Genomic DNA, 16,432 nt, shown 5'->3' with positions numbered 1-16,432 from the left:
TAAATTCGTTGCCGCGCCGTAACATCGCTTTCCCGCGGCGGCAATGGCGCGGGGGAGGAGGCCTCTCCTTTAAAACGATATTATTGTGTCTGGCCCTGTTTCGTGGGCGTTTGCGAGGCTGGAGGGACAGGCTGCTGAAAGGCGCCGTTGCGCCATGCCATCAGACGATAGATGTTTTCGGCGCGGAAATGATCCTTCGCGAAGGTCACCGTCCCGATTGCCGTGTCGAAGCTTCCGCCGGCAATGGAGGCGGCCAGATCCTGCTTGTCGCTGATCATCGCTTCCGCCTTTTCCACGATCTGCGCGGCGGCATGCGCCGGCAGGACATAGCCCTCCGCCACGATGTTCTGCTCGCCGAGCGCATGCACGATGGCCGAGGCTTCCGGCTGCTCGCCCCAGCGCACCGGAATGGCGGCGAGAACGCCATCGGGCAGCGCAACGCCCTCGTCGGCGGCAAGAAGCTGATCCCCGCCCATGAAGCTGATCCCGGTTCCGGCCGCGTCCCGCGCAATCACGGCGATGTCGCTTCGCGCACCTGCCACGTAAACGGCGGACACGCCCGCCTTCTGCAGGCGCCGAACCAGGATTTTCTGGTTGTCAAGGCTGGGCCTGAAGGCCTCGGCCAGAACGGGCTTGATGCCCTTGGCCTCCAGCTCCAGTCTAATATTGGCGGCCAGTTCATGCGAATTCAGCGTGCCGTCGTCAAGAAGCGCAATTGCCGAACCGGCCCATGCGCCCGCGATGAAGCCCGCCGTGGCGCTTGCCTCCTCGCCGGGGCGGGAGCTCAGCGAATAGATCGGCCAGCCATGCTTGACCGCATCTTCGAAGAGAACCTTCGAACGTGCCGACAGCGTGATGGCCGGAATGGACGCATCCTTCAGCGCCTGTGCACTGCCGATGAGAGAGTCAGCACAGAGGAAGCCGATGGCGACAGAGGCACCGCCGGCAATCAGGCGGCTCGCGACATCGACGCCGGATTCGGGCGCGCAGCTTTCCGGCACCGCCAGGATCCTGTTGCCCGCCGCCTCCGCCTGGGCCTTCGCGCCTGCCATGATCTGCTTGCCGAGGACCGCAAACGGTCCGTCATCGGGCGCAACAACGCCGATCGTCAGGCCCTTGGCCTCTGCCAGACCGGCAGAAAGCAGGCTGAGAAGAGCGGCGGTTGTCAGGAGGAGCTTGGTCATCCGGTGCGGCATCCGTTTCGTATCGTGTTGAAAAGAATAGTGGGATGCGGTGTCCGCTTCAAACGGAATTACCACGTGTCGGGCGAAAACGGCAATTTGTCGGTATCGGGGCGATGAATCTTAAGATTCCCTGCTTATGTTTATGGTTGAAGAACAGACTGGAGAATGAAGTGTTGAGCGCACCCGGTATCGATCCGAAGCTCTATCGCGACGCCATGGCCCGCTATGCCGGCCATGTGCAGATCGTGACGACGGCGCATGAGGGCGTGCGACGTGGCGTGACCATTACCGCCGCCTGCTCGGTCTCCGACAGTCCCGCGATGGTTCTCGTCTGCCTCAACCGCCAGAACGAGCATAACGACATCTTCCTCGAAAGCGGCGTCTTCGCGCTGAATACGCTGGCGGCGCATCACAAGGGTCTGGCCGACACATTTGCCGGCTTCACCAAGCTTCCCGCCGAAGAGCGTTTCGCCATGGCCGAATGGGACGAGCTTGTCACAGGCGCGCCGGCGCTGAAAGATGCGATCGCCACCTATGACTGCCGCATCGTCGACACGAAATCGGTCTCGACCCACAACATCTTCTTCGGCGAGGTTGTCGGCCTGCGCCTGGGCTCCAAAGATCAGTCTCTTGTTTATATGGACCGGAGCTATCACGCGATATAGAGTCCTCCTCACGAGATGAGGAGACTCCAGAGTTCATGACCGGCATGACTGCGCGGCCGCTGCCGCAATCCATCGACGAGACCGCCAGCCTTCTTGAGAGCCATGATTATCTCGCCTCGCGCTCGCTCGCGACGGTGCTTTTTCTGGCGCTCAAGCTGAAGCGTCCGCTTTTCCTGGAAGGCGATGCCGGCGTCGGCAAGACGGAGGTCGCCAAGGTTCTGGCGAAAGCGCTCGATCGGCCGCTGATCCGCCTGCAATGCTATGAAGGCCTCGATATCTCGTCCGCCGTCTACGAGTGGAACTATCCCGCGCAGATGCTGGAAATCCGCCTCTCGGAAGCCTCCGGCGCCACCGATCGCGGCGAGATGGAAAACAGCATCTTTTCCGAAAAGCACCTGATCCGCCGTCCGGTCCTGCAAGCCATTTCCGCGCCCGCCGGCCGCGCGCCGGTCTTCCTGATCGACGAACTCGACCGCACCGACGAGGCGTTCGAAGCCTTCCTTCTCGAAGTCCTGTCCGATTTTCAGGTGACGATCCCCGAATACGGCACGATCCGCGCCGAGGAACCGCCCATCGTCATCATCACGACGAACCGTACCCGCGAGGTGCATGACGCGCTGAAACGCCGCTGCCTCTATCACTGGGTCGGCTATCCGGATGCGAAGCAGGAGCTGGAAATCGTCTCGCGCAAGGTGCCGGGCTGCAACGACATGCTGGCGCGCCAGGTCGTCGCCTATGTGCAGAAGCTGCGCGAGGTCGATCTGTTCAAGAACCCCGGCGTTGCCGAGACCATCGACTGGGCGACCGCGCTGACCGAACTCGACCGCGTTGCGCTCGATCCGGAAACCATTGCCGACACGCTCGGCACGTTGCTGAAATATCAGGACGACATCTCGCGCATTCAGGGCGGCGAGGGCACCAAGATCCTCTCCGAAGTGAAGGCCGAATTGCTGGCCGCAGGCTGATACGATGGATGTCTCGGGCGAAATCGCTGGGCGCAGGGCAGATGACGGCAGGCTTGCCGACAACATCACCTATTTCGCCCGCGCGTTGCGCAAGGCGGGGCTGAAGATCGGCCCCGGCGCGGTGATCGACGCTGTGGAGGCCGTCGAGGCCATCGGCATCGGTTCGCGTGAGGAATTCTACACCGCGCTCTTCTCGGTTTTCGTCAAGCGCCATGAGGACAAGGCCGTCTTTGATGAGGCCTTCCGCCTGTTCTGGCGCTCGCGCGAACTCATCGCCAAGATGATGCAGATGATGCTGCCCGGCACGCCGAATGTCGGCCAAAAGGAAAAGAACCGCGCCGGCCAGTCCCGCGCCGCCGATGCGCTGGTCGCCGAAAAGGATCGCCGCAGCGCCAAACCTGAAGAACCGGAAATCGAATTCGACGCCCGCTTCACCATGTCGGGCTCTGAAGTGCTGCGCAAGATGGACTTCGCCCAGATGTCGGCGAAGGAGCTGGCCATTGCGAAGGCCGAGATCGCGAAGATCCATCTGCCCTTCGACGAGGTCCGTACCCGCCGTTTCCGCCCATCGAACCGGCCGCTGATCTTCGATGCCCGCCAGACCCTGCGCGCCAGCATGAAGACGGGCGGCGATCTGCTGCTGCCGAAATTCAAGAAGCGCCGCACCGTGCATCCGCCGCTGGTGATCCTCGCCGATATTTCCGGCTCGATGAGCCAATATACCCGTATCTTCCTGCATTTCCTCCACGCCATGACGGAAAAGCGGCGGCGCGTTCACACCTTCGTCTTCGGCACGCGGCTGACCAATGTCACCCGCCAGATGCGCCACAAGGACCCGGACGAAGCGCTCGACGCCTGTTCGGCTGCCGTCACCGACTGGTCGGGCGGCACGCGCATCGGCGAGACACTGCGCGAGTTTAACCGCCTCTGGGCGCGCCGCGTTCTGGGGCAGGGCGCCAGCGTGCTCCTCATCACCGATGGGCTGGAGCGTGACAGTATCGAGGAGCTGGAAACCGAGATGGACCGGCTGCACCGCTCCTGCCGGCGCCTGATCTGGCTGAACCCGCTGCTGCGCTTCGATGGTTTCGAGGCCCGCGCCCGCGGCGTCCGCGCCATGCTGCCCCATGTTGACGAGTTCCGCCCGGTGCATAATCTGGAAGCGATCGGCGATCTGGTGGCCGCGCTTTCGGGTGAGGGCGGCGGGCGCAAGGCTGATCCGAGACGGTATCTGGGGCGGGTTTGATCGGGGCGGCGTCATCGACCCCCTCTCTTGCAAAATCTACGACTTAGCCGTTGGCTAAGATCGTGATTTTGCTTTCTCCCCCTCCAAGGGGGAGATGGGGAGAATGCCGCGCCTCCTCGCTCCAATCTCCCCCCTGGAGGGGGAGAAAGGAATTTCAGCATCTTAGCTTCAGCTAAGTGCTAGAAATTCCAAGAGAGGGGGCATGGTCCCCATATGAGTACAAACGGAGGCGCTTATGAACGACATGGCTGGCTTAGACGATCCGCTCTCGATTGCGGAAGGCTGGAAGGCGGAAGGGCGTGATGTGGCGCTGGCGACCGTTATCGAGACCTGGGGTTCCGCGCCGCGCCCGGTCGGCAGCCATCTGGTGATCGACGGCGAAGGCAATTTCCACGGTTCCGTCTCCGGCGGCTGCGTCGAAGGCGCGGTCATCACCGAGGCCATGGATGTCATCGGCTCAGGCAGCCCGCGCATGCTGGAATTCGGCGTGGCGGATGAAACGGCCTGGCGCGTGGGTCTCTCCTGTGGCGGCCGTATCCGCGTTTATGTCGAGAAGGTCGCCTGATGCGCATCGAAATCCTGAAACAGTTGAACGAAGCCAAGCGCGCCCGCCGCGCCGTTATCCTCGTGACCGACATTTCCAATGGCGAGGACCGTCTGGCCTTTGAAGGCGATACGCTGCCGGGGCTTCCCGCAGAGGCGCTGACCAAGGCTTTTCTCACGGGCAAGTCGGGGCTGGTGGAACTGGACGGCTGGAGCTTCTTCCTGAACGTCCACGTTCCGCCGCCGAAAATCGTCGTCATCGGCGCGGTCCATATCAGCCAGGCGCTCGCCGTCATGGCGCCTGCGGCCGGCTTCGATCTGGAAATCATCGACCCGCGCACGGCCTTCGCCACGCCCGAACGCTTTGCCGGCGTGACGCTGACGGCCGACTGGCCGGAGGATGTGCTGAAGCATCGCCCGCTCGATGCCTTCACGGCGCTCGTCGCGGTGACTCATGATCCGAAGATAGACGACTATCCGCTTGTTTCCGCGCTGAAAACCGGCTGCTTCTATGTCGGCGCGCTGGGCAGCCGCAAGACCCACGCCAAGCGCATCGATCGACTGAAAGAGGCCGGCTGTTCCGACGCGCAGATCGCCCGCATCTCCGCGCCCATCGGGCTCGACATCGGCGCATCCTCGCCCGGTGAAATCGCCGTTTCGATCCTCGCTGACATCATTCAGGCGCTGCGCAAGCGGCCCATCGGGGCAGGCGCATGATCTTTGGCGCGGTCCCGGTTGCCGAGGCGAAGGCCTGCGTGCTCGCCCATTCGGTGATGTTCGAAGGTGGACGCCTGCCCAAGGGACATGTCGTGACGGAAGCGGATATCGTTACGTTAGCCGCCGCCCGCGTCGAGACAGTGATTGCCGCGCGCCTTGAGCCCGGCGATATCGGCGAAGACGAAGCCGCATCCCTGGTCGCCGAGGCCCTCAAGGCCGAAGGCTTCAGCGCATCGCCCGCCGCAACCGGCCGCGTCAATTTCCATGCCGAGGCGAATGGTCTCTTCCGCGCCGACCGCGCTCTGGTCGATGCCTTCAATGCCATCCACCCCGCGCTCACGCTCGCCACACTTGCCGACCGCGCGCCGGTGCGCAAGGGCGATCTCGTCGCCACGATCAAGATCATCCCGCTCGCCGTCGCTGCCGATCTGGCGGAACGGGGCAGGGCGCTGCTCGCCTCCGGCTCCGCCTTCTCGGTCACGCCGTTCAGGAGCCTGACCGCTGGCCTGATTGCCACCATGCTCCCCTCGCTCAAACCCTCCGTCATGGACAAGACGCGGCGGCTGACCGACGACCGGCTCCGCCCGAGCGGCAGCCGGATCGCCGAGGAAACGCGCTGTTCGCATGACGCGAAGGCCGTGGCGGGCCATATCGCCGACTTTGCCAGCCGTTACAGCCTCGTCATCGTCTTCGGCGCATCCGCCATGACGGACGAAGATGACGTCATCCCCGCAGCCATCCGTCTGGCGGGCGGCGAACTTGCCATTGCCGGCATGCCGGTCGATCCGGGCAATCTTCTGGTTCTCGGCTATGTCGGCAACGTGCCGGTCATCGGCGCGCCGGGCTGCGCCAGAAGCCCGAAGGAAAACGGCTTCGACTGGATCCTGAACCGCATTCTTGCCGGCGAGCGGCCCCATCAGGCCGATGCCGCAGCTCTGGGCGTCGGAGGCCTTCTCATGGAAATTCCGCTGCGCCCGCTGCCGCGCGAAAAGGCAACCGAGGAGCCGCATCGTCCAACCGTCGGCATTGCCGTTCTCGCCGCCGGCCGCGCCAGCCGTATGGGCGGCGAGAAGCACAAGCTGCTGGCCGAATTTTCCGGCGAACCGCTGGTCCGCCGCAGCGTTGAAGCCGCCCTTGGCAGCGGCGCTGAAAAGGTCGCGGTCATGACGGGCCATCGCGCCGAAGAGGTCGAGCAGGCGCTGGATGGGCTTGACGTCGAAGCGCTGCGCAATCCCGATTTCGCCTCCGGCATGGCCTCCTCGATCCGCGTCGGCGTCGAGGCGCTGCGTGAGATGGACGGCGTCGTCATCGCGCTCGCCGACATGCCGGGCGTCACGTCGTCGGACTATTCCAAGCTGATCGAGGCGTTCCGCAGCGAGGGCGGTATCGCAATCGTGCGAGCGGTCTCCGCCGGCAAGCGCGGCAATCCGGTCATCCTGCCGAAGACGCTCTATCCGGCGCTGCTGCGCCTCGAGGGCGATGTCGGCGCGCGGCATATTATCGAGAAGAGCGGCCTGCCGGTCATCGATGTGGAGATCGGCGAGGCCGCCCATCTCGATGTCGATACGATCGAGGCGATCGAAGCGGCAGGCGGCGTTCTGAAGGGGTAAGCAATGGACAATGACCAGCTTGAGGAAATGTTTCAGGCCGTCGCCCCCATTTCGATCCGCCGCATGTTCGGCGGCAAGGGCATCTATAGCGATGGTGAGATTATCGCGATCTGGCTGCGCGACCGCATGTTGCTGAAGGGGGACGCCGAATGCGCCGCCCAATATGAGGAGGCCGGCGGCGTGCGCTGGACCTATCAGCACAAGAAAACCGGCAAGGACGTGTCCATGCCCTATTGGTCGATGCCGGAAATCGGCTGGGACGATCCGGACGAGATGGCGCAGCTCGCCCGCACAGCCTTGGGTGCCGCGCTTCGAAGCCGATAAAAAAGTCACACGTCGGCCCGTGTTTTCACGGAATTGATCCAGCCATGAAAAAGGCTGATTGGCGTACCTCATAAGAGCGTGTTAGCAATCGAGTCGTCCCGGCATTTTCCGCGGACACACGCCTCCAGGTAGCAAATGACCACTGTTCTTTCGGATGCCCAGTTCGGGCAAGCGCCGTTCTATTACAGAACGCGGGCCGCGATGACCTTTTGCGCGCCCATGATCACCAATGCGCTTCTCATGCCCTATTTCCCGGTCTGGCTTCAGTCGCTGCATCTGGCAGACTGGCAGATCGGCCTGATCACCGGCGTTCCGCTGATCGTTCGCGTCATTATCGCGCCCGTTGTCGCCGCACTGTCGGACCGGATTGGCGAGCGCGCGACGGTTCTGTTCTGGTCGGGGCTGACGTCGCTCATCACCTGCGGCGCCATGTTCTATTCGGTCACCTTCTGGCCGGTCCTGCTGATCTACGGGCTGCTCGGTGCATTCTATTCGCCTTACTCGCCGGTTGCCGAATCGCTGATGATGACCGGCGCGCGCCGCTGGGGATACCAGTATGGCCACATGCGCATGTGGGGCTCGATCCTCTTCATCGTGGCAACGCTCGCCGGCGGCTATCTGGTCGGCGCGCATGGGGCAAGCTCGGTGCTGCCGGCCATCACATTCGGCTTTTTCCTGACGGTTCTCGGTGGCCTGATCGCGCCGAAGACAGGCGTCAGCCGCCTGCGTCCGATCACCGAACCGGCCGTCGTGCTGCCTGACGAGCGGGTCTTCCGCAAGCCGGATTTCCTCCTCGTGCTGATCGGCGTCACGGTTTCCGGCTCCAGCCACGCAATGCTCTACACCTTCTCCTCGCTCTATTGGGAGCAGGTCGGCATCACCGGATCGCAGATCGGGCTTCTCTGGGGCGCGGGTGTCGCGGCGGAAGTCTGCGTGTTTCTGTGGTCGAGCTGGCTGCTGCGCCGCTTTTCGATCTGGCAGCTGATTTTTGCCGGAACGCTGATGTCGATCGTGCGCTGGGCTGCGTTCCCGCTGGCGACGGATTTCTACAGCTTCATTCCCTTGCAGGTCCTGCACGCGTTCACCTTCGCCACGGCCCATCTCGGCCTGCAGCGTCTGATCACGTTGCGCGTGCCGGGGCATCAGGAAGCAACGGCGCAGGGGCTGTATTTCTTCTACAGCAACATCTTCCTCGCCGTTTCGACCTTCTTCTGCGGCTTCGTCTTCAACCGCTTCGGCGGCGTCAGCTTCCTGTTCATGTGCGTGCTGGCGATTGCCGGAACGCTCTTCGTGCTCGCCGGCTGGCTCTATCAGCCCCAGAGGGCGGGGGCAGGCGGCAGGACGAACGACGCGTCGTAGACAAGGCCCGGCGTGCGGTCGCGCGCCAGCAGCAAAGGCCCGTCGAGATCGACGAAATCGGCATCCTGCGCAAGCAGCACGGCCGGTGCCATGGCGAGCGACGTTCCGACCATGCAGCCGACCATCACCTCGTAGCCGAGTTCACGGGCACGGTTCTTCATCTTCAGCGCTTCGGTCAGGCCGCCCGACTTGTCGAGCTTGATGTTGATCGCGTCATAGCGGTCGCGCAGCAATTCCAGCCCTTCCGTCTCATGGGCACTTTCATCCGCGCAGATCGGCACGGGATGCGGAATGCGCGCCAGCAATTCATCCTGGCCAGCCGGCAGTGGCTGCTCGATCAGGCCGATATTGCATTCGGCTGCGACGTTCAGATGATGCACCAGATTGTCAGCGCTCCAGCCTTCGTTGGCGTCGAGCACGATGGCGCTGTCGGGAGCGGCGGCGCGGATGGCGCGGATGCGCGATTCGTCGTCCGCTGTGCCGACCTTCACCTTCAGAAGCTTGCGATGCGCCCATTTCGCCGTCTGTTCGGCCATGTCCTCGGGCGAACCCAGCGAAATCGTGTAGGCGGTGACGAGCGGCCGCGCGATGCTGAGGCCCATCGCCTCCATCACCGTCATGCCGCGCTTCTTCGCTTCGAGATCCCAGAGTGCGCAGTCGACTGCGTTGCGGGCAGCCCCCGGCTTCATCAGCGACTGCAGGATGTTGCGATCCATGCCTTCCACGACCATCGGCAGAATGGCGTTGATTTCGGCCATGACGCTTTCAATCGTCTCTCCATAGCGGCGGTACGGAACACATTCGCCGCGTCCGGCGTTACCACCCTCGCGAATAGTGCACATGACGACGTCTGCCGATGTTTTGGAGCCGCGGGAAATGGTAAAGCTGCCTGCAATCGGGAAGCTCTCGATTGTGGCTTCGGCGTAACGGATCATGATTTTGCCTTGCACGAAAGTCGTTAATGGTGGGGTCGGGCTGTCGCCGGCGGGAGCTTGGTCTATATAAGAGTAAAGCATGGGACGCCAGAACTGAGGCGTCGGGGCAGCTGTCCCTCCGGGGATGCGTCAACGAGGATGAGTTTCTTGCCGGCACAAAAAGCCGTTTTCGAGGTCGAGGAGCGTGGCTCCGGCGCCGAGCGTGTTGTGACCCTTTCGGGTGATTGGCGACAGGCATCGCTGCGCGATGCGGGCCAGCAGATGATGGCGCTCGAGGGCGAATCGTTTTCCGGTCGCACAGTCATCGACATCGCTGCAGTCGAGCACCTCGATACGTCCGGCGCCTGGCTCATCCGCCGGCTGATCACGTCGGCGGGCGGCGAGACCGAAGTTGTCAACGCCAACAAGTCGCATCTCGATCTCATCAGTTCGCTCCCCGAGCGGCTGAAGGAGGATACGTCCCCGAAGCCGCCGCGCGACGGGCTCTTCGTGCGCCTGATGACCCCGATTGGCAAAGTCACGGTCGACCTGTGGAAAGATATCCTCATGTCGATGCATATTCTGGGCTCGGCAGTGAGCGGCGCGCAGCTGAAACTCGGTCGCGGCTCGGGCGTGTCGCCGGCATCGATCGTCAACCAGATCGATCGCATGGGCGTCGGCGCGGTGCCGATCATCATCCTCATGAGCTTCCTGATTGGCGCGATCATCGCGCAGCAGGGCGCGTTCCAGCTTCGCTATTTCGGGGCGGAAGTCTTCGTCGTCGACCTCGTCGGCATCCTGCAATTGCGCGAAATCGGCGTGCTCCTGACCGCCATCATGATCGCTGGCCGCTCCGGCAGCGCGATCACGGCGGAAGTGGGCTCGATGAAGATGCGCGAGGAAATCGATGCGCTGACCGTCATGGGCCTCAACCCCGTCGGCGTTCTGATCTTTCCGCGGCTTGTGGCTCTGATCATCGCCCTGCCGCTTCTGACCATCATCGCCAACTTCTCGGCCCTTTCCGGTGCCGCCGTCGTGGCATGGTCCTATTCGGGCATCACCTTCGAGGTGTTCCTGTCGCGCCTCAGGCACGCCGTCGACTATTCAACGATCATTGCCGGCCTGCTGAAGGCGCCGTTCATGGCGCTGGTCATTGGCGTCGTCGCAGCCGTCGAGGGGCTCAAGGTCGGCGGCAGCGCCGAATCGCTCGGTCTCCACGTCACGGCTTCGGTCGTTCGCGCCATCTTCGTTGTCATCCTCATGGACGGGCTCTTTGCCATGTTCTATGCGGCAATCAAGTTTTGAGGCGGGTGATGGCGGACGAAGTGCAAAACGACGACATCATCCTTTCGGTCAAGGACGTGACCGTGGCCTTTGGCACAAAGGTGGTGCTCGACAAGCTGAACCTCGATGTCCGGCGCGGCGAGATCCTCGGCTTTGTCGGCGCATCGGGCACCGGCAAGTCGGTTCTGATGCGCACGATCCTCAAGCTCGTGCCGCGCAGATCCGGCACGATCTCGATCCTCGGCCACGATTACGATTCGCTGGACGCCAAGGCACGCGTCGACATGGATACGCGGCTCGGCGTTCTCTTCCAGCATGGCGCGCTGTTCTCGGCCCTGACGGTGAAGGAGAATATCCAGCTGCCGATGCGGGAATATCTGGATCTGCCGCAGAAGATGATGGATGAGTTCGCGCGGCTGAAGATCGAGCTGGTCGGCCTTGAGCCGGATGCGGCCGACAAGTTTCCCTCGGAGCTGTCGGGCGGCATGATCAAGCGCGCGGCGCTCGCGCGTGCCCTGGCGCTCGACCCGGATCTGGTCTTTCTCGACGAACCGACATCGGGTCTCGACCCGATCGGAGCCGCCGAATTCGATGAACTGATTGCCCGCCTTCGTGATACGCTGGGTCTCACCGTCTACATGGTGACACACGATCTCGACAGTCTGTTTTCGGTTTGTGATCGTATCGCAGTTCTGGGGCAGAAACGGGTTCTGGTCGAAGGCACCATCGAGGATATGCTGGCCTTCGACGACCCATGGGTTCAGGCCTATTTCCGGGGAAAAAGGGCAAGAACGATTGTGAAGCCTGCCGCAAGCGGGCATGGATGAAATTTGAAACGGGCGAAAGCCTGATTGGCCGGACAATGGAAACCAAAGCGAATTACGCAATAGTCGGATTCTTCACGGTGGCAGTCGTCGCCGCGGCGTTTGCCTTCGTCTTCTGGATGTCCCAATACGGGCGTCAGGGGCCGATGTCAGACCTGATCATCCGCATCCCCGGTTCGGCGAACGGCCTGTCGGTCGGCTCTGCCGTGCGCTTCAACGGCATCCAGATCGGTTCGGTGAAATCGCTTGCCATCGACGCGACCGATCCGAACTATTCGGTCGCCTTCACGCAGGTCAATTCCGACGCGCCGATCTATGAATCGACAAAGGCCGTGCTGGGTATCCAGGGCCTGACGGGTGCTGCCTATATCGAACTGTCGGGCGGCAAACCCGGCGGCGTGAACCTGCTGGAAGAGGCCCGCAAGACCGGCCGTCCGCCGATGCTGATGGCCGATCAGTCGAGTGTGACCAACCTTCTGGCGACAGCCGACAAGATCATGAAGCGGGCCGACGATGCGATCAGCCAGATCCAGACCTTTGCCTCCGATGCGCGCGAACCGCTGACGCAGACCGTGAAGAATGCCCAGACCTTCAGCAAGGCGCTGGCCGACAATGCCGATGGCGTCAACAAGTTCCTCGCCAGCGTCGGCAAGCTCTCCGACACGGTAAACGGGCTTTCCGGCCGCCTCGACGGCACGCTTGCTTCCGTCGATGCCCTGATCAAGGCGGTCGATCCGAAGAAGATCGACAGCATCCTGGCCAATGCCGATACGGTGAGCGCCAACCTTGCCGCAAGCTCGGGCGAGATCAAGGTGTCGCTCGAGAAGTTCAACAAGGCTGCCGACAATATCTCGACGCTCGCCGCCTCCGCCAACGAGACGATCGCCAAGGCTGACAAGCTGATTGCCGCGATCGATCCGGCCAAGATCAGCGGTTCGGTCGATGATATTTCGAAGACCGTTGCGGATGCGCGCTCGGCGGTTGCCGACGTGAAGGCCGTGACGACCGATATCAACAACCGGCGCCAGCAGATCGACCAGGCCATCAATGACGCCACCGAGCTTGCCGCCAAGCTGAACAAGGCATCCAACCGTGTCGATGGTATACTGGCCAAGGTGGACGGCATGCTCGGCTCGGGCGATGGGTCTTCCCTGATGGCGCAGGCGAAGGAAACGCTGGCCGCCTACAAGGAGGTCGCCGTGACGCTGAATGCCAAGATCGGACCGATCGCCGACAACCTGTCGCGGTTCTCGTCTCAGGGTCTCGGCGGGATCCAGGCGCTGGTTGGCGACATGCGTCAGGCGGTTGACAATCTCAACCGCACGATCACCAATTTCGACAACGACCCGCAGCGTTTGATTTTCGGCGGTGATCAGGTGAAGACTTTTGACGGACGCAACCGTCGTTGAAGGCAAGAGTGAGGTAGTGTTGTGCAGGCTTTGACGACGACAACTCGAGTGACGAAGTTCGGTGCCGCCCTGGTTCTGGCCGGCACGATGGCCCTGTCCGCCTGCGCGACCTCCGCGCCGAAGGACACGTTCGGGCTGACCGCCACGCCATCCGCCTCCGGTCCGACGCGCAAGGGCAGGCAGGTGCTGATTGCCAATCCGGTCGCCACCCAGATGCTCGACAGCCAGAATGTCGTCGTTCACGTCTCCGGTCAGGAATACCAGTTCCTTGGCGACAGCCAGTGGTCCGACAGGCTGCCGAAGCTCGTGCAGCTGAAGCTCGCCCAGGCCTTCCAGAATTCCGGCAAGGTTGGCGGTGCCGGCCTTCCGGGTGACGGCCTGGCGATCGACGAACAGGTCCAGACGACCATCAACACATTCGAGATTTCCGCGTCGGAAGGCATGGCCGTCGTCGACATCACCGCGCGCCTGCTGAACGATCGCAACGGTCAGGTCCGAGCCTCGAAGAACTTCCGTGCCGCGGTTCCCGTCTCCGGCACCGGCAACAAGGCCTATGTCGCCGCCATGAACGCGGCCTTCAGTCAGGTCTCTGGCGCACTCGTCGCCTGGGCGCTCGCGACCATGTGACGGTCGGCCTTCATCAGGTAGCGTTCGAAGATCGCCACCGTCTCGAAGACCGCCCGGTTTTCGGGGACGTTGCTGCGGATATTGTCCTGAAAGTGCTTGAGGTTCACCAGAACCTGCCGCGCGGCCGCACTCGTATCCTTGCGAAAGCTTGAAATCACCACGCCAACGCCCTTGTCGGCGACCCAGTCGGGATTGGGTCGCTCCTGCGGCATGGTGTTGGCGTTCTTCTCGACAATGACCGGCAGTCCCATGTGCAGCGCTTCCGCCACGCTGCCGGGACCGGGCTTGCCGATGAAGAAGTCGGCGAGGCGCATGTAGTCGGCGACATTGTTGACGAAGCCGACGGGGCGGCAGCCGGGCCGCCCTTCAAGCGATTTCAGCAGCGCAGTGTTGCGCCCGCACATGACGATCGATTCGATGCCGAGCCCGGTCTTGTCCAGCTGGTTCAGGATATTGTTGGTTGCGCTGGACGCGCCGTTGCCGCCGAACATGATGAGCGCCACCGGACCCTCTGCCGAAAGGCCAAGCTGTTGGCGCGTCGGCGCGTCGGCCGGTGCGGGCGTATAGAAATTGTCCTTGAGGATCATGCCGGACACGAGATGAATGTCCTGCGGCTTGTAGAAGCCCGTGGCTACCGCCTGCCGATAGGCCATGTCCGTGCCGCAGATCATGATCTGATCCTGATCTTCCATCCAGAAATGCGGTGGGCAATCGGCGAAGTCGGTGATGACGGTGGCGTAAGGCACGCTTGGAAGTGCGCGGCGCAGCGCGCCGTAGAGAACCCAGTTGAAATTCGGGATCACGGAGACGACGAGATCGGGGCGAGGGGTCGCCGGATCTTTCCAGCGTTTCGCCAGCAGCGGTTCGATCTCGGTGGCGTAGCGGGCGATGAAGCGTTGCAGAACGGGCAGTATCGCGCCCATGCCGGTGGTGACGCCGCGCTTGAGCGCGCTGTTATAGATGTCCTGCGCCTGCCAGGGCTCGATGGCGCTGAAGTTCGGCGCGACGGGTCGCAGCAACCTTTTCAGCGAGCCGGTCACGCGGCGCGTCAGCTTGTAGACGGGATCGATGGGCTCCAGCAGCGCCTGCAGATCGACGGGCGTCACCTGCCAGCCCGGCTTTTCCTTCTCGATCAGCCGCGTCAGCGCGGTCATGGCGTTGCGATGTCCGCCACCGGCGTCGAAGTAGAAGATTTCCAGGCGGGCGTCTGGCATTCCAGGGAGAGGGGGCAAGGCGTCACCTTCTAAAGCGCAAGATCGCATGCGCGAGGCCAACCGCAAGTTCGGTCACGGCCACCGGATATTACGATTGGAAGAAAGTTTTGTGACAATCGCAAGGCTTGGCGCAACCTTCACAGGGCGTGGCGCAATCCCGACTTGCCCTGAGAGGCCAAGGGCTTTAAGAGACTGGCCTTCAACGATTTCCGCTGATTTACTCGAGAGGCTGCTCATGAGCGCGACTGCTGGCTTTTTCACCAAGACCCTTGCTGAAACCGATCCGGATATTTTCGGCGCCATCGAGAAGGAGCTCGGTCGTCAGCGTCATGAAATCGAGCTGATCGCCTCTGAAAACATCGTTTCCCGCGCCGTTCTGGAAGCGCAGGGCTCGATCATGACGAACAAGTATGCCGAAGGCTATCCGGGCAAGCGCTATTATGGCGGCTGCCAGTTCGTCGATATCGCGGAAGAACTGGCGATCGAACGCGCCAAGAAGCTCTTCGGCGTCAATTTCGCCAACGTTCAGCCGAATTCCGGTTCGCAGATGAACCAGGCCGTGTTCCTCGCGCTGCTTCAGCCGGGCGATACGTTCATGGGTCTCGACCTCAATTCGGGTGGTCACCTGACGCATGGTTCGCCGGTCAACATGTCCGGCAAGTGGTTCAACGTCGTCTCCTATGGCGTGCGCGAGGGCGACAACCTTCTCGACATGGATGCGGTTGCCGAATCGGCCCGCAAACACAAGCCGAAGCTCATCATTGCCGGCGGCACGGCCTATTCCCGTATCTGGGACTGGAAGCGCTTCCGCGAGATTGCCGATGAGGTTGGCGCCTGGCTGATGGTCGACATGGCCCATATCGCCGGTCTCGTCGCTGGTCATCAGCATCCGTCGCCATTCCCGCATTGCCATGTTGCCACCACCACGACCCACAAGTCGTTGCGCGGCCCGCGCGGCGGCATGATCCTCACCAATGACGAGGATCTGGCGAAGAAGTTCAATTCGGCTGTCTTCCCGGGCCTCCAGGGCGGCCCGCTGATGCATGTCATCGCCGCCAAGGCCGTTGCCCTTGGCGAAGCGCTGCAGCCGGAGTTCCAGGACTATGCGGCCCAGATCGTCAAGAATGCCAAGGCGCTGTCGGAAACGCTGGTAGCCGGCGGCCTCGATATCGTCTCCGGCGGCACCGACAACCACCTGATGCTCGTTGACCTGCGCAAGAAGAATGCGACCGGCAAGCGTGCGGAAGCCGGCCTCGGCCGCGCCTACATCACCTGCAACAAGAACGGCATCCCGTTCGACCCCGAAAAGCCCTTCGTCACCTCCGGCGTCCGTCTCGGCACCCCGGCCGGCACGACGCGCGGTTTCAAGGAAGCCGAATTCAAGGAAATCGGCAACCTGATCGTCGAAGTCCTCGACGGCCTGAAGATCGCCAATTCCGACGAAGGCAATGCCTCTGTCGAAGGTGCTGTGCGTTCCAAGGTGGTTGAACTGACGAACCGCTTCCCCATGTATCCCTACATGGCGTAATAACCATGGCTCCGCGCCGATT

General features: G+C 62.6%; 16 protein-coding genes. 13 read left to right on the top strand and 3 right to left on the bottom strand.

Annotated elements, in window-relative coordinates:
* Positions 1 to 80: 80 nt before the first annotated feature.
* The gene (locus tag LQK84_RS01675; protein WP_230826862.1) at positions 81 to 1,184 is read right to left on the bottom strand and encodes an ABC transporter substrate-binding protein; all 1,104 of its coding nucleotides are present in this window, start codon (positions 1,182 to 1,184) and stop codon (positions 81 to 83) included.
* A gap of 170 nt (positions 1,185 to 1,354) precedes the next feature.
* Here LQK84_RS01675 and LQK84_RS01670 point away from each other — a divergent pair, with 170 nt between their 5' ends.
* The 8 genes from LQK84_RS01670 (at position 1,355) to LQK84_RS01635 (ending at position 8,610) form a co-directional block, all read left to right on the top strand.
* Positions 1,355 to 1,849: a flavin reductase gene (locus tag LQK84_RS01670; protein ID WP_230826861.1), complete on the top strand. Its 495-nt coding sequence runs from the start codon at positions 1,355 to 1,357 to the stop codon at positions 1,847 to 1,849.
* A gap of 35 nt (positions 1,850 to 1,884) precedes the next feature.
* Positions 1,885 to 2,814 (top strand): AAA family ATPase, encoded by a 930-nt coding sequence (locus LQK84_RS01665; RefSeq protein WP_230826860.1) that lies wholly within the window; start codon positions 1,885 to 1,887, stop codon positions 2,812 to 2,814.
* 4 nt (positions 2,815 to 2,818) lie between these two features.
* The gene (locus tag LQK84_RS01660; protein ID WP_230826859.1) at positions 2,819 to 4,057 is read left to right on the top strand and encodes a vWA domain-containing protein; all 1,239 of its coding nucleotides are present in this window, start codon (positions 2,819 to 2,821) and stop codon (positions 4,055 to 4,057) included.
* Positions 4,058 to 4,292: 235 nt separating this feature from the next.
* Complete coding sequence (locus LQK84_RS01655) at positions 4,293 to 4,622, top strand: XdhC family protein (protein ID WP_230826858.1); 330 nt, start codon at positions 4,293 to 4,295, stop codon at positions 4,620 to 4,622.
* On the top strand, positions 4,622 to 5,317 hold the full coding sequence (locus LQK84_RS01650; RefSeq protein ID WP_230826857.1) for an XdhC family protein: 696 nt from the start codon (positions 4,622 to 4,624) through the stop codon (positions 5,315 to 5,317). Before LQK84_RS01655 ends, LQK84_RS01650 begins: the two co-directional genes overlap by 1 nt.
* Positions 5,314 to 6,927: an NTP transferase domain-containing protein gene (locus LQK84_RS01645; RefSeq protein WP_230826856.1), complete on the top strand. Its 1,614-nt coding sequence runs from the start codon at positions 5,314 to 5,316 to the stop codon at positions 6,925 to 6,927. The genes LQK84_RS01650 and LQK84_RS01645 overlap by 4 nt, the downstream gene beginning before the upstream one ends.
* A gap of 3 nt (positions 6,928 to 6,930) precedes the next feature.
* Positions 6,931 to 7,251 carry a TfoX/Sxy family protein gene (locus tag LQK84_RS01640; protein WP_230826855.1) on the top strand — a complete coding sequence of 107 codons (321 nt, stop codon included), beginning with the start codon at positions 6,931 to 6,933 and terminating at the stop codon, positions 7,249 to 7,251.
* Positions 7,252 to 7,386: 135 nt separating this feature from the next.
* Complete coding sequence (locus LQK84_RS01635) at positions 7,387 to 8,610, top strand: MFS transporter (protein WP_230826854.1); 1,224 nt, start codon at positions 7,387 to 7,389, stop codon at positions 8,608 to 8,610.
* On the opposite strand, the gene dgcA is transcribed toward LQK84_RS01635, so the two are convergent.
* The gene (dgcA, locus tag LQK84_RS01630) at positions 8,562 to 9,545 is read right to left on the bottom strand and encodes an N-acetyl-D-Glu racemase DgcA (protein WP_230826853.1); all 984 of its coding nucleotides are present in this window, start codon (positions 9,543 to 9,545) and stop codon (positions 8,562 to 8,564) included. The genes LQK84_RS01635 and dgcA overlap by 49 nt on opposite strands.
* Before the next feature lie 138 nt (positions 9,546 to 9,683).
* Here dgcA and LQK84_RS01625 point away from each other — a divergent pair, with 138 nt between their 5' ends.
* The 4 genes from LQK84_RS01625 (at position 9,684) to LQK84_RS01610 (ending at position 13,668) form a co-directional block, all read left to right on the top strand.
* Positions 9,684 to 10,829 (top strand): ABC transporter permease, encoded by a 1,146-nt coding sequence (locus tag LQK84_RS01625; RefSeq protein ID WP_230826852.1) that lies wholly within the window; start codon positions 9,684 to 9,686, stop codon positions 10,827 to 10,829.
* 8 nt (positions 10,830 to 10,837) lie between these two features.
* On the top strand, positions 10,838 to 11,635 hold the full coding sequence (locus LQK84_RS01620; RefSeq protein WP_230826851.1) for an ABC transporter ATP-binding protein: 798 nt from the start codon (positions 10,838 to 10,840) through the stop codon (positions 11,633 to 11,635).
* Between the two features lie 35 nt (positions 11,636 to 11,670).
* Positions 11,671 to 13,041: an MlaD family protein gene (locus LQK84_RS01615; RefSeq protein WP_230827271.1), complete on the top strand. Its 1,371-nt coding sequence runs from the start codon at positions 11,671 to 11,673 to the stop codon at positions 13,039 to 13,041.
* Positions 13,042 to 13,128: 87 nt separating this feature from the next.
* Positions 13,129 to 13,668, top strand: coding sequence for an ABC-type transport auxiliary lipoprotein family protein (locus tag LQK84_RS01610; RefSeq protein ID WP_269071770.1), 540 nt, complete (start codon positions 13,129 to 13,131; stop codon positions 13,666 to 13,668).
* Here the strand turns inward: LQK84_RS01610 and LQK84_RS01605 are convergent.
* Positions 13,623 to 14,900: a glycosyltransferase gene (locus LQK84_RS01605; RefSeq protein WP_230826849.1), complete on the bottom strand. Its 1,278-nt coding sequence runs from the start codon at positions 14,898 to 14,900 to the stop codon at positions 13,623 to 13,625. The two genes, LQK84_RS01610 and LQK84_RS01605, sit on opposite strands and share 46 nt — an antisense overlap.
* Positions 14,901 to 15,117: 217 nt before the next feature.
* Between LQK84_RS01605 and glyA the strand changes: the two genes are divergently transcribed.
* Positions 15,118 to 16,410, top strand: coding sequence for a serine hydroxymethyltransferase (gene glyA / locus LQK84_RS01600; protein ID WP_230826848.1), 1,293 nt, complete (start codon positions 15,118 to 15,120; stop codon positions 16,408 to 16,410).
* Positions 16,411 to 16,432: the final 22 nt, after the last annotated feature.

Source organism: Rhizobium sp. C4 (genome assembly GCF_021026315.1).
Taxonomy (GTDB): Bacteria; Pseudomonadota; Alphaproteobacteria; order Rhizobiales; family Rhizobiaceae; genus Ensifer_A.
Note: the sequence above shows the minus strand (reverse complement) of the source record. Positions and strands in the feature narration are given on the sequence as shown.

What these genes read in the sequence shown, in the direction of transcription:
- glyA (WP_230826848.1), top strand. Translation starts at nt 15,118, where the DNA reads ATGAGCGCGACTGCTGGCTTTTTCACCAAGACCCTTGCTGAAACCGAT.
- LQK84_RS01640 (WP_230826855.1), top strand. Translation starts at nt 6,931, where the DNA reads ATGGACAATGACCAGCTTGAGGAAATGTTTCAGGCCGTCGCCCCCATT.
- LQK84_RS01615 (WP_230827271.1), top strand. Translation starts at nt 11,671, where the DNA reads ATGGAAACCAAAGCGAATTACGCAATAGTCGGATTCTTCACGGTGGCA.
- LQK84_RS01675 (WP_230826862.1), bottom strand. Translation starts at nt 1,184, where the DNA reads ATGACCAAGCTCCTCCTGACAACCGCCGCTCTTCTCAGCCTGCTTTCT.
- LQK84_RS01645 (WP_230826856.1), top strand. Translation starts at nt 5,314, where the DNA reads ATGATCTTTGGCGCGGTCCCGGTTGCCGAGGCGAAGGCCTGCGTGCTC.
- LQK84_RS01650 (WP_230826857.1), top strand. Translation starts at nt 4,622, where the DNA reads ATGCGCATCGAAATCCTGAAACAGTTGAACGAAGCCAAGCGCGCCCGC.
- LQK84_RS01665 (WP_230826860.1), top strand. Translation starts at nt 1,885, where the DNA reads ATGACCGGCATGACTGCGCGGCCGCTGCCGCAATCCATCGACGAGACC.
- LQK84_RS01635 (WP_230826854.1), top strand. Translation starts at nt 7,387, where the DNA reads ATGACCACTGTTCTTTCGGATGCCCAGTTCGGGCAAGCGCCGTTCTAT.
- dgcA (WP_230826853.1), bottom strand. Translation starts at nt 9,545, where the DNA reads ATGATCCGTTACGCCGAAGCCACAATCGAGAGCTTCCCGATTGCAGGC.
- LQK84_RS01660 (WP_230826859.1), top strand. Translation starts at nt 2,819, where the DNA reads ATGGATGTCTCGGGCGAAATCGCTGGGCGCAGGGCAGATGACGGCAGG.
- LQK84_RS01655 (WP_230826858.1), top strand. Translation starts at nt 4,293, where the DNA reads ATGAACGACATGGCTGGCTTAGACGATCCGCTCTCGATTGCGGAAGGC.
- LQK84_RS01610 (WP_269071770.1), top strand. Translation starts at nt 13,129, where the DNA reads ATGGCCCTGTCCGCCTGCGCGACCTCCGCGCCGAAGGACACGTTCGGG.
- LQK84_RS01625 (WP_230826852.1), top strand. Translation starts at nt 9,684, where the DNA reads ATGAGTTTCTTGCCGGCACAAAAAGCCGTTTTCGAGGTCGAGGAGCGT.
- LQK84_RS01620 (WP_230826851.1), top strand. Translation starts at nt 10,838, where the DNA reads ATGGCGGACGAAGTGCAAAACGACGACATCATCCTTTCGGTCAAGGAC.